This window comes from Paenibacillus sp. RC67, from assembly GCF_030020805.1.
Classification (GTDB): domain Bacteria; phylum Bacillota; class Bacilli; order Paenibacillales; family NBRC-103111; genus Paenibacillus_S.
Window position 1 is genome coordinate 2340694 of sequence record NZ_CP125098.1, and the last position, 12824, is coordinate 2353517.

A 12824-nucleotide genomic window follows, 5' to 3' on the forward strand; every position below is an offset into this window, starting at 1 on the left:
ATGTTAAACAAGGAATGGAAACAAACCGCACCCGGCATTTGGACCTTGAAGGCTGGAGAAACAGCTTCTCTATCTCCGATGTCCGTGATAGGAAGGAGCCTAAAACCGAAGCTTTGCAAGCAATGAACACGGCTTCTTTTCCATTGGATTCGGAACAAATCCACGTGCAGGTTACAGGAAAGCAAACGGTCATTACGCTGCCCTTGGAGCGGGAGGAAGGGCTGTATGGGCTGGGACTTCAGCTGTTAAAGCTTAACCATCGGGGGCGTACCCGCTATTTGCGGGTGAACAGTGATCCTAAACAGGATACGGGAGAAACTCATGCTCCGGTTCCCTTCTACGTATCGAGCCGGGGATATGGAGTTATGGTTAATACATCACGGATTGTTTCCATATACTGCGGTTCTGCTGTTCGTCTTTATAGCGGATTAAGCGGGGAAGCTAAGGATCGCAATGCGGATCGGTCTTGGAAAGCTACACCGGTTTCAGATACGGTAGAAATTGTGATCGATGAGCCTGGCGTAGAGCTGTACTTGTTCGGCGGGCCGACAACGTTGGACGTTGTAAGAAGGTATAATCTGTTCCATGGAGGCGGGGTGCTGCCGCCCAAGTGGGGTCTGGGCTTCTGGCATCGTGTGCCGAAAGCATACACGGCTGAGCAGGTCATGGATGAGGCTATGTCTTTCCGCGAAAAAGAGTTTCCATGTGATGTTATCGGCTTAGAGCCCGGCTGGCACAGCAAAAGCTACCCTGTCACTTATGAATGGAACCGCGAGAGGTTCCCTGAACCCGAAAGCTTCGTTAAGGGCATGGCCGAGCAAGGCTTTCAAATCAATTTGTGGGAGCATCCTTATGTCTCACCGGATGCAGCCATCTATGAGCCGTTAGTACCGCTATCCGGTTCCCATACGGTATGGCATGGGCTTGTACCGGACTACACACTGGAAGAAGCCAGAGAAATCTATATGAAGCAGCACGGGACCGAGCATGTTGATATCGGTGTATCCGGCTACAAGCTGGATGAATGCGATGGTAGTGAGCTAACCCGCAATTCATGGATTTATCCGGCGCATGCAAAGTTCCCTTCGGGAGCAGATGGCGAGCAGATGCGACAGCTGTACGGTCTTATGATTCAGAAAATGACGGATGATGTATATCGCAGCAAAAATCGTCGCACATATGGACTGGCTCGAGCTTCCTCAGCTGCGGCTTCCTCGCTGCCTTACGTTCTCTACTCTGATTTATACGATCATCGTCAATTCGTGAGAGGGATGTGCAGCTCCAGCTTTAGCGGGCTTCTCTGGACTCCGGAGGTACGCAAGGCACGGAATGCGGAGGATTGGGTGCGGCGTATGCAGGTCGTATGCTTCTCGCCGCTTGCGATGGTCAATGCTTGGGCGGACGGAACGAAGCCATGGTCATATCCTGAAGTGGAAGCGATTGTAAAAAAATATATTACACTGCGTATGCGGCTTATTCCATATTTATATTCTGCGTTTGCTCGATACTGCTTTGAAGGAATTCCACCGATTCGTTCCATGCAGCTGGAGGCGGGCTCTTCTGTGGAAGCTGCAGGACAAGAACATGCTCTTGACTCCACAGACTTTGCTTACGGAGGTGTGAGCGATACAGATGTGGACGACCAGTTCATGGTAGGTGATTCCTTGCTAGTTGCGCCTCTATTTGAGGGGGAAAGCGAGCGCAATGTTTATTTACCTTCTGGTGTCTGGTATGACTTTGAAACCGGTGAGCGATTGGAAGGAGGCCGTACGATCCGGGTAAGCGCAGGCTTGGAGCGAATTCCTGTGTTTGTGAAGAACGGTGCGATTATCCCTATGATGCCGGTGATGCAGCATGCTCCTAAAGCAGGAGAAGCTGTTGCACTAGAGCTGCATCATTACGGTAATGCTCCCGGACGGTTTGAACTATTCGATGACGATGGCGTTAGCTTCGCTTATGAATCGGGTGAGTATCGTTGGATAACCTTGGAAGTACAAGCAGGAGCAGACGGTATGTTAACCGGATCGGTTTCTGATGCAGGGGAAGACTGGAGCTCGGCCTACAGTACATTGGATTGGGTATTTCATCATCAGTCAGAAAAATAGACGATAAACGTTTATGAAAATTGAATTACAATATCATTTAATATTGGGGTGGATGCAACCATGTCGACATGGATTGAGCAAGGAGATATCGTATTATTTCAAGGGGATAGTATAACGGATGCCAAGCGAGTCAGGGAAGACGGGAACGATCTGGGAAAAGGATACGCCCTTATGGCTGCTGCTCAGTTCTCTGCTCTTTATCCGGAGAAGCAGGTGCAGTTTCTTAATCGCGGAATTAGCGGCAACCGGGTTAAGGATCTTCAATCACGATGGGTTGAAGACTGCCTTGATCTGAAACCGAACGTAGTATCCATTTACATCGGAATTAATGATACATGGAGAAGATATGATCGCAATGATCCTACTTCGACAGAGCAGTATGAATCAGGATACAGAGATTTGCTGGGCCAGATGGCAAAGCTGGAAGCCAAGCTAATCCTGATCGAGCCGTTCGTGCTCCCAGTGCCGGAGGACCGTAAGCTGTGGAGAGAAGACTTGGACCCGAAAATTCATGTCGTTCGGGAGCTGGCACGTGAATACGGAGCCAAGCTAGTGTCGTTAGACGGCTTATTTGCGCAAGCTTCCATAAGGGCAAATTCGGCTTACTGGGCACCGGATGGTGTGCATCCTTCTCCGGCAGGTCATGCGCTGATCGCTAGAGCGTGGCTTCAAGCCGTAGGAGCGGTACAATTGTAATTTGAAAAAAGCCCCGACGGGAACGGGATGCGTTGAATTTCACAGCGCGTCCTGCCTGTCGGGGCTTTTTGTATTATTCTAGTCCTGCTGCACGGTACACTGTACGGAAGGCTTCCTGTGACCGCTTCAATAGCAGCTCACTAGGCTCCTCCAAAGGCTTCGGAGTCAAAATCTCTTGAGCAATGACCCCTCGATACCCAATTTGCTGCAAGGCTTGAAGAAATCCTGTAAGGTCAATGACTCCTTCACCGGGAAACAGTCTGTCATTATCTAATACATCGGCGACAGCGACGTTTGGAGCGTCGTTGATATGTACAAGGACAATTTGCGATGCATCCAGCTTTAGGATGTCATCTATTTCAAGCTCATTTGTATACCAATGGTAGCTGTCAAACAGCAAGCCCACATTTCGTTCCCCAATGGTCTCGATCCAATCCACCGTTTCTTGCAATCCCCAAATGAAAGGATTTTTCCAGTTCGTACGAAGGTGATGCGGGCCTACGAATTCCAAACCAAGGCGAATGCCGAAGGGGGCTAAGATTTGAGCGCAGGTTCGCAATCTCCGGGTAGCTAGGGCCATAAAATGGGCTGAGTCATGGTCTGTAGACGGCAGCACATAAGTGCAGCAGGCTGTGCAGCCCAGAGATGCGGCAGCTTCTGCCTGGCGAGTTAGGGTTGGAAGCCCAGCAAGAAATTCCTCCTCCGTAGTCCGCCATTGAACGGGAAGTCCTATTGTGGCTATTTGTATGCCGTACTCTTTTAGAATAGCTTGAGCGCCGGTGAGACCTCTATGGTCTATCCATTGCTCAAGTTCTTTTCCATCGACAGCGATGGCATCGAAACCGTAATTCGCAGCAGCTTGAATAAACGGCTCAATGGAACCTACATTGCCTATCCCGGCACGTGTCAAACCCTTTAACATGGTGCAGCCTCCTTTAGTTCATGTGTATTCCTAATCCGTACGGCCAACATATAGGACGGGTTATACAGTCCAATCCAAAATAACCTCGTGACCGGTTCGGGATGATTCATAGATAGCATCAAGAATCAGATTATTAGTAAATCCGGTCATGACTGAAGTATCAGGCTGCTTGCCTTCGCGAATGCACTCGATAAAATGTCGGCTCAAGCGAATTCTGCCACCTTCGTCTTTATCAGGAGTGGCTAAGCTCACTTCTGCAGCACGTTCAAATGTTTCCGTGAGCAGCTTTCCTTGATTGCCGCGAATAGAAGCTCCGCCTTCAGAGCCCATCAGATGAATGAAATGCTGGCTGTCCGTGTCCATATGAACGGCCCAGCTGACTTCTAGGGACAACGTGCTGCCGTCTTCCATTTTGATAAGAGCGGTTGCCAGGTCCTCGACATCGAAGCGACCGTTCCAATTAGGTGTGCCCCAAGTACCGATACCACGCTTTTTCGGTCCGAATTCCGCATAGGTAGAACCATAAACGGAAACAGGCTTCGGATTACCCATGAGGAAGAAGGCCAAGTCCAGCATATGTACCCCGATATCGATTAAGGGGCCTCCTCCGGATTCCTCACTTTGGGTGAACCATGTTCCCCAGCCAGGAATTCCTTTACGTCGAAACCAACCGACCTTAGCGTTGTATATACGCCCAAATGAGCCTTTATCAACCTGCTGCTTCAGCTGAAGTGGAAGCCATTCCCAGCGCATTTGATGAGGTATCATGAGCACCCTACCGCTCTCGCGTTGAGCGTTAACGATTTCTCGCGCTGACGGGACGTCAATGGCCATCGGCTTTTCCAACAATACATGCTTACCGGCTTTAAGAGCTTGAACGGCAAGCGGAGCATGCCATTTGTTAGGAACTCCGATCACAATGGCGTCGATTTCCGGATCGGAGATGAGCTGCTCTGCCGTTTCGTAACAGTGGGGAATGTTATACTCGACAGCGCGCTGCTGTGCGAGAGGTAAATAAGTATCCGTAACGGCTGTTACAACGGCGTCTTGCGGGAGCTTTTGAAAGGTTTCGATATGGACTCGGCCTATGTTGCCTGCTCCTATGACGCCGATGCGGATTTTTTCTGATTTCATGATTGGACCCTCCTTAGAGTTTTTCGAAGAAAAACTAACTTCGAAAGCATAGACTTAGAGTTTTTCGAAGAAAAACTAACTTCGAAAGCATAGACTTAGAGTTTTTCGAAGAAAAACTAACTTCGAAAGCATAGACTTAGAGTTTTTCGAAGAAAAACTAACTTCGAAAGCATAGACTTAGAGTTTTTCGAAGAAAAACTAACTTCGAAAGCATAAGCTTAGAAACCGAATATTGTCAGGAAGCGATTTCTTTCTTATAGTAAGATGGAACGGAATAAAATGCGTCCCATTTATTACGGTAGTTATCCCAATATTTCAGCAGGGGTGAAATTGGCTATGGCTGTCATTCCGCGATATGTAACCCACTATCCGAATATGGATTCATCGCTTCCTTTTCATGTGAAAATTCATAGGCTGGAAAACGGATTTGAATCGCATCGGCACGATTTTATGGAGTTCTCGTATGTGATTGAGGGATACGGTTCGGAAATCATTAACGGAGTGGAGCACCGGATGATGCCGGGTACGTTTACGCTTGTCTTGCCGTATCAATATCACGAGATCATCTCAGAGCCAGGCACTCCGCTGGTTTTATATAATTGCAATTTTGGGATTCATTTGTATGGTCAAGGGGAGCAAATGCCGGGAATCGATTGGCTCCATGCAGAGGAATCGCTGCCGCCTTTTGCTCAAATAGCCGAGGCGGAGCATGCCTATTTTGTTGCGGCCTTGGAGGAAATGCTCAGGGAATATGTGGGGGAAGGTGTGTGGAAGCACGCACTGCTCAAAGCCAAGCTGACGGAAGTGTTAGTCCGCTTTGATCGATTCCGCAGAAGTGCAGGACTCTCCGCCGCAAAGACAGAATATCTGTGCCTGAGGGATAGATCACAGCCGAAGGGGAACATTTGGCAGGTCATTCGTTACATCCACACTCACTATCAAGATGAGCTGACGTTAACGGGCGTTGCAGAGAGATTCGGATTCAGTGTGCCGTATTTGAGTGAGCTGTTCAAAAAAGCTATTGGACAAAATTTTCTAGCTTTTGTACATGAGGTACGAATTCGTCAAGCCTGTGCACTGCTTATTTCTACCGAAATGAATGTCTCGGACATTGCTTTGGAAACAGGTTATGGATCTTATAACACCTTTTCTCGAATTTTTCGGGAAATGAAGGGAATGACTCCTGCAGCTTATCGCAAGCTGAAGGGGATACAACAATAATTGTTCATTCTAACTATCAATATACACAAAACAGCAGCGTTAGCTGGCTGTCATGGATAAGGAGCTCGATTATGAGAACAACTGAGGATAAGACACCGAATCTGTTTATCTGGAATGCGGAAGCGCTGAAACTCGCTAAGACTCGCTTGCAGGACGGAGACGAAGATTTGCTTCCAGCACTGAATCGGCTTCGCTCGGATGCAGAAGCAGCTCTCTTGAGTGAGCCAGCTACTGTTGTTAACAAGCCTAAGCTTCCTCCTAGCGGGGATAAGCATGATTACATGAGCATGGGGCCTTATTGGTGGCCCAATCCAGATACGGCTGATGGCCTTCCGTATATTCGTCGCGACGGAGAGGTCAATCCGGCTTCAAGGTTATTCGATCTGCCCAAGTTGGAGACTTTATGCGATCAAGTCGAGACGCTGGCTCTTGCCTACTATTATCTTGATTCGGAGCTTTACGGGGAACGGGCGGCAGTGCTGTTGCGGACGTGGTTTCTGGATGAGGAGACGAAAGTGAATCCGAACTTGAACTTTGGACAGGGGATACCGGGAATTTGTGATGGGCGAGGTATCGGCATTATTGAAACCTGGAATTATTGCAAGCTGGTGGAGGCGGTAGGTTTGCTGGAGCAATCTCCTGCATGGAGCCGGGCAGATCATCAAAGACTGCAGCAGTGGTTCCGCGATTTCCTGCAGTGGCTCCTCAGCAGCACCTACGGATTAGAGGAAGCGAAGGAGCATAATAATCACGGCACCTATTACGATTTGCAGGTAGTCCAATTTGCATTATTCTCGGAGCAGAAGGAGCTTGCTTGGGAGGTGCTAAGGACTAACGTGTATGGACGCATTCAATCGCAGATTGAACCGGATGGGCTCCAGCCTCATGAGGCGGGGAGGACGCTTGGCTTAAGCTACTCGGTTATGAATCTTCTCGGGTTTTGCTTCCTTTCAAGAATGGGTCAACGCCTCGAATCTGATATACAGGGCTATGTATCGGGGGACGGAAGAAGTATCGAGAAAGGAATGGATTACTTGCTTCCGTATCTTATTTCGGAGGAACGTTGGCCATATGAACAGATTAAGCCGATGAAAACAGGCTGGGGATTGGAGCTTATAAGCGCTGCGGCGATGATCTATCCGAAGGAATCGTATCTTAGCACTGTTCGAGAGCTGAGACTACGCGGAGAATTATCTTCAAATCGAAACAACTTGATTTATCCTTTGGTTACTATATAAGCAAAGGAAAAGGGAAAGCCCCGAGAGACTTGAATCGTCGCTCAGGGCTTTTTACTAGCTATTGGAATGGAGTAGGGCTGTGATTGACCTAGTACGGTTTCTTTTTCATCCACAACTTTGACTTGCAGCTCAAGGCTTGTTGATTTCTCTATAAGTTCTTTCGGAATAACGGCTGTCATCGTTTCCTCGGAAATCCATGTTGTCGTCTGCGGTTTGCCGTTGGCATAGATAGTAGAAGCAATTCCGAAGCGGCCTCCTTTGACGGTAACCGTCGTTGTCTTCTTAAGGTCGGAGACAATGCTGTCTCCTGACGCTATTTTGTCCGGAGTTACAGATGTAATGAAAGGGTCGCCATAACCCATGATGAATGTGGAGGTAGCAGGTTCCTCGGATTGCTCCTGACCGCTGGTCCCAAACAATATTTGTTCTTGTCTTGCTTTGTATTCGGTCAAATCTTCTTCTTTGATGTTCATGGCTTCATAGTACTGTGTCGGTGGAATGATAGGGATTTGCTTGGACAGCCGCGATAGGTAGTCGGTAAAGCTGCTACCTTTGAGCTTGGCAAGCTGCAAAACATACGGTCCGAGAAAGGAAGGACTAATATGCAGCGTTTCTTTGGCATTCGGCATATAGTTGTTCCATACGACTACCGGGACATTGTGCATTTTCTCCAGAAAATTCGGATCTTTCTCACCTTGAATATACTGGCTTTCACGATATACGAAGTAATCATCTTCCAGAAAAGGGAGATGATCGCCGAAAAAGACGATAATAGTCGGTTCCTTCACTTGGCTATAGTGATCTACTAGCTCATGAAGCATTGCATCCGCTCCGCTGGCTCCTTGTGCATACGTTTCCAAAAGACTTAACGCTTCACCCGACATATTGCCTTTCGTATCTTTAATTTCAATTGTATTGCGTTTAAATTTGTTAGACCAGTAGTGATAATGATTTTCCATCGTATTGGCAAAAATAAAATCGGGTCCTTCACTGCGTTCATTTTCTTCAATAATTCGTTTGGCTACGGCATGATCACCGATATAAGGCCCAACATATTCGTTAGGATCGAAATATTCAAAGCTGATGAAGCGGGAGAAGCCGAAATGCCTGTACACGTTGCGGCTGTCAAAATACCAATTATAAAAAGGACTGATGGCCGTAGTCGTATAACCTTGTCTTGCTAAAATGCTTGCCAGGGAATCAACGTCCCTTTTAATAAACTGTTCGTAAGCAATCGAGCCTTCTGGCAAAAAACGCATCGAGTTGCCTGTCAGCACCTCAAGCTCTACATTAGCAGTACCTCCTCCGAATTGAGGAGACAGCATCCACCCGCTCGTATACTTCTCTTTCAGAGCATGATAGGTCGGGATAGGGTCTCTGCTGAAGGTAAGGCCTTCAATGAGGGTTGGATCCCAGAACGCTTCACTTAGAACGACGATCACATTGGGGCTTCGCTCAAGCTCCTCTTTGCTCCAATCCTCTGTAGTAATATCCAGCTGAAGCGGTTTTCTAGGTGCAGGAGCCTCTTCCGTAGAGGAAGTGCGAAGTAGTGCGAATAACCCTGCTGCAATGAAGAATGCGGCCAGACGCATCCAAGCAGGGAAGCGGCGAAATGATTTGAACGACATGGACACGGCTCCTATTTCAACATAACTGTTCCTATTATAGCACGGAGCCTTACGGGGTAAAACCACTTTAGAAAGCGTTATCATTATTCCATTTCATGGGTAGATTTCTTGATTTTATTTGAAAAATCCGTTGACGTCCCTCAGAGTATCCACTAAAGTTACATTCATACGCTTTTTTACCATATAGGAAAGATTGAGTTCGCTAAAGTACTAACGGAGTGTGAAGATTTTCTATTGGTGATAAAAACTACCGATGAACGCGGTCGTGCATCTATGAAAGGATGTAGACAGAGCTTTTTCGTAAAAAGGGATGTAAGTAAGGAGGCATTTGGATGAAGCAAAAAATACCGATAAAGGATTATGCTATTTTACTGTCCAGCTATTTGCGGCAGCAGCGGGGGAGTATCGTATGGCTGTCGGTGCTGCTTATAGGCGGCATTATTATGCAGCTCGTGAACCCGCAAATCATTCGATACTTTATCGATACAGCCAAAACACAGGAAAGCACAGCGCCCCTTTTGTATGCGGCAGGGCTGTTTATTGGGGTATCGCTCCTACAGCAGGTTATTACGGTAATTGCGACCTATATAGGTGAAAACATTGGCTGGATAGCTACCAACAAGCTTCGCGGAGATGTTGCTGAGCACTGCATGAAGCTTGATATGTCGTTCCATAAGTCACATACGTCCGGGGCAATTATTGAAAGAGTGGACGGGGACATTAACAATTTGGCCAATTTCTTTTCCAACTTTGTGGTGACGCTGCTCAGCAACCTGCTGCTTGTTGTCGGAATGCTGGTGCTTTTGTTCCGTGAGGGTTGGATTATCGGGACAGGAATGACTCTATTTGTCTTTCTTGCGATCTATGCTATTCAATACATAAGGCAGTTTGCTGTCCCTCATTGGGGAGCCTTGCGTCAAATGAGCTCCCGTTTTTACGGGTTTCTCGGGGAGCATTTGGAAGGCACGGAGGATACAAGAGCAAACGGGGCTACGGGGTATGTCATGTATCGTTTTCACCTGCTCATCCGCGAGTGGCTGCCGCTTCGAATCAAAGCCTTTTTTGGCTGGGCTAGTATGTGGATTACAACCTTAGTCGTCTTTACTATCGGGAATGCCATAGCGTTTGCCCTCAGCGCTTATTTCTGGAAAGAAGGCGCTATAACGCTTGGAACCGTCTATATGATCTTCTATTATACGGAGCTGATGGGCAAACCGATTGAGAAAATCCGGACGCAAATGGAGGATTTGCAAAAAGCGGACGCCAGCATCATCCGCATTCGCGAGCTGTTGGCTACAGTTCCTGCTATTCGGGACGGAATTGGTTTACCTCTGCCGTCAGGTCCGCTATCCGTATCGTTCGACCATGTCGCGTTTGGTTATGAAGACAATACGACGACGCTGCATCATATCGACTTTAAGCTGGAGCGAGGAAAAGTGCTTGGAGTGCTTGGTCGCACCGGGAGTGGCAAAACGACGCTGGCACGGCTTATGCTGCGCTTTTATGATGTGCGTGACGGTGGCATCTCTTTAGAAAATGTGGACATACGGGATGCTACGCTGCGAGATCTTCGAGGTAGAGTCGGTATGGTAACGCAAAATATCGAAATCTTTCAAGGAACGGTTCGCGACAATCTGACGTTCTTCCGTGAGGATGTTCAGGATCGGCGAATTGTTGAAGTGCTGGAGGAATTAGGCTTAAAAGAATGGCTCGATTCATTGCCGAGCGGCTTAGACAGCCAGCTGGAATCGGGTGGAGGCGGACTATCAGCTGGAGAGGCACAGCTTCTGTCATTCGCTCGAGTATTTCTGACGAATCCAGGGCTCATTATTCTTGATGAAGCCTCTTCAAGACTAGATCCTGCTACGGAACAAAAAATCGAGCAGGCCATCAGCCGCTTGTTAGAGAATCGGACCTGCATCATTATCGCTCATCGGTTAGCGACGATTCAGCGCGCAGATCAAATTCTTATTTTGGATCAAGGTAGGGTTATGGAGTTTGGGGAGAGAACCCGCCTTGCCGCCGATCACCGTTCACGTTATAACCAAATGCTGCAAGTCGGAATGGAGGAGATGCTCGCATGAGTACATTTACTTTTTTATGGCGGCTTATGCGCTATCGTCCGATCTTATATACGATTAATGCCATTGCCTGGTCGTTAATTTACTTGGCTCCTATCGCTCCGGGTTGGATTACGAAGCAGTTTTTCGACACGCTGTCTGGAGGTTCCGTATACGGCTTCAGCATTGGGATGCTTATCGTTCTGCTGATTGCATCGGCGTTGGCTAAGGGGGTATTGATCCTATTCGGATTTGTTACGGATGTACAGTTCCGATTTCGTATCGGTGCCTTGCTGCGCCGAAATATGCTGATGCGTATTTTGAAGGAACCGGGAGCGAAGGCTATCCCCTGTTCTCCTGGAGAAGCCATTAGCAGCTTCCGGGATGATGTGGATCAAATCGAAGAGACGGTGAGCTGGTCGGTCGACGCATTCGGAATGACCTGCTTTGCGGTCGTTTCCTTTTATATATTGTATGGAATCAATCCGACCATGACTTTGTGGGTGTTTTTACCTCTGGTGATTGTAGTGACTATTGCCCAACTTTCGACAACCCTGCTGCAAAAGTATCGAGCGGCCAGCCGGGAGGCGACGAGCCAGGTTACAGGCGCGATTAGCGAGATGTTCAGCACCGTACAATCAATACAAGTCGCAGGAGCGGAAGAGCGGGTCATCAACCGGTTCCGGCAGCTGAACGATAACCGGCGTCAGGCGATGCTGAAGGATAAGCTGCTGAATCAAGTGCTTGATTCCGTATTTTCGAACACAGTCAACATCGGAACAGGGTTTATATTGTTGTTGGCGGCTCAGTCGATGCGAGATGGCAGCTTTACAGTAGGAGATTTTGCCTTGTTTGTCTATTACTTGACATTCATAACACAGTTCATTCAAAATTTCGGAAAGTTTTTGACTTATTTCAAACAGAGCTCCGTTGCCAAACAGCGCTTGGAGCAGCTGCTGCAAAGCTCCGATATTAGTGCCGCTGTAGAATATCATCCGCTACATTTGCGTTCGGAGATGAAGGACCCAGGAGCAGAGGAGCAAAAAGCATCCGATGCGGATCGGCTCAGAGAGCTGGAGGTCCGCGGGATAACTTATCGTTATCCAGAAACAGGACGCGGGATAGAAGATATCTCGTTCCGAATTCGGCGCGGCTCGTTTACGGTTATTACTGGCAGAATAGGTTCGGGCAAGACTACCTTGGTCCGAACACTGCTAGGACTGCTGCCGATGGATACTGGCACCATTCTTTGGAATCATGAGCGTGTTGACCAGCCAGGCGAGTTTTTTGTTCCACCACATAGCGCTTACACGCCTCAGGTTCCGCGTTTATATAGTGACACGCTAAGAAACAACATTCTGCTTGGGATGAATCGGGATTCGGAACAGCTCCAAGAAGCTGTCCGTTCTGCTATTCTCGATCCTGATATCGATCAATTGCAGAATGGGATGGACACTGTGATCGGACCGAGAGGCGTCAAGCTGTCTGGAGGGCAGGCACAGCGTACGGCAGCGGCAAGGATGTTTGTTCGTGATGCGGAGCTGCTAGTATTCGATGACTTGTCCAGTGCCCTAGATGTCGAGACCGAGCGCAAGCTCTGGGAGCGCATCTACGAGCAGCGGCAGGGCCAGGCGACTTGCCTCGTCATTTCTCATCGCAAGACGGCATTGGCGCATGCCGATCACATCATAGTTCTTAAGAATGGTCGTGTGGAGGCCGAAGGAACGCTGGAATTCCTTCTTCAGACAAGTGAGGAGCTTCGTCATTTGTGGAATCGGGAAGAAGGTAAGGAAAGCGTAGGGTGAGGTATAGGAGATAAA

9 protein-coding genes are annotated in these 12824 nt (G+C 48.2%); 6 read left to right on the forward strand and 3 right to left on the reverse strand.

Translation table 11 applies throughout. The annotated features are described in order from the left end of the window. Positions 1-14 precede the first annotated feature (14 nt). Both QMA13_RS10510 and QMA13_RS10515 read left to right on the forward strand, forming a co-directional pair. Positions 15-2105 carry a TIM-barrel domain-containing protein gene (locus tag QMA13_RS10510; protein ID WP_282941319.1) on the forward strand — a complete coding sequence of 697 codons (2091 nt, stop codon included), beginning with the start codon at positions 15-17 and terminating at the stop codon, positions 2103-2105. A 60-nt stretch (positions 2106-2165) separates the two neighbouring features. Next, positions 2166-2801: an SGNH/GDSL hydrolase family protein gene (locus QMA13_RS10515; protein ID WP_282941320.1), complete on the forward strand. Its 636-nt coding sequence runs from the start codon at positions 2166-2168 to the stop codon at positions 2799-2801. Between the two features lie 73 nt (positions 2802-2874). On the opposite strand, the gene QMA13_RS10520 is transcribed toward QMA13_RS10515, so the two are convergent. Together QMA13_RS10520 and QMA13_RS10525 are read right to left on the reverse strand one after the other, a co-directional pair. After that, positions 2875-3723 (reverse strand): sugar phosphate isomerase/epimerase family protein, encoded by an 849-nt coding sequence (locus QMA13_RS10520; RefSeq protein ID WP_282941321.1) that lies wholly within the window; start codon positions 3721-3723, stop codon positions 2875-2877. Positions 3724-3783: 60 nt separating this feature from the next. Then, entirely contained in the window at positions 3784-4860 is a 1077-nt protein-coding gene (locus QMA13_RS10525) for a Gfo/Idh/MocA family protein (RefSeq protein ID WP_282943367.1), read from the reverse strand. Positions 4861-5121: 261 nt separating this feature from the next. Between QMA13_RS10525 and QMA13_RS10530 the strand changes: the two genes are divergently transcribed. Together QMA13_RS10530 and QMA13_RS10535 are read left to right on the forward strand one after the other, a co-directional pair. Further along, complete coding sequence (locus tag QMA13_RS10530; protein WP_282941322.1) at positions 5122-6078, forward strand: AraC family transcriptional regulator; 957 nt, start codon at positions 5122-5124, stop codon at positions 6076-6078. Positions 6079-6149: 71 nt separating this feature from the next. Next, positions 6150-7316: an alginate lyase family protein gene (locus tag QMA13_RS10535; protein WP_282941323.1), complete on the forward strand. Its 1167-nt coding sequence runs from the start codon at positions 6150-6152 to the stop codon at positions 7314-7316. Positions 7317-7357: 41 nt separating this feature from the next. Here the strand turns inward: QMA13_RS10535 and QMA13_RS10540 are convergent, their stop codons facing one another. Beyond that, positions 7358-8944, reverse strand: a complete 1587-nt coding sequence (locus QMA13_RS10540) for a sulfatase-like hydrolase/transferase (RefSeq protein WP_282941324.1) — start codon at positions 8942-8944, stop codon at positions 7358-7360. Positions 8945-9276: 332 nt separating this feature from the next. On the opposite strand from QMA13_RS10540, the gene QMA13_RS10545 reads away from it, so the two are divergent. Continuing rightward, the gene (locus QMA13_RS10545) at positions 9277-11028 is read left to right on the forward strand and encodes an ABC transporter ATP-binding protein (RefSeq protein WP_282941325.1); all 1752 of its coding nucleotides are present in this window, start codon (positions 9277-9279) and stop codon (positions 11026-11028) included. Further along, the gene (locus QMA13_RS10550; RefSeq protein WP_282941326.1) at positions 11025-12809 is read left to right on the forward strand and encodes an ABC transporter ATP-binding protein; all 1785 of its coding nucleotides are present in this window, start codon (positions 11025-11027) and stop codon (positions 12807-12809) included. The genes QMA13_RS10545 and QMA13_RS10550 overlap by 4 nt, the downstream gene beginning before the upstream one ends. The last annotated feature ends 15 nt before the right edge of the window (positions 12810-12824 follow it).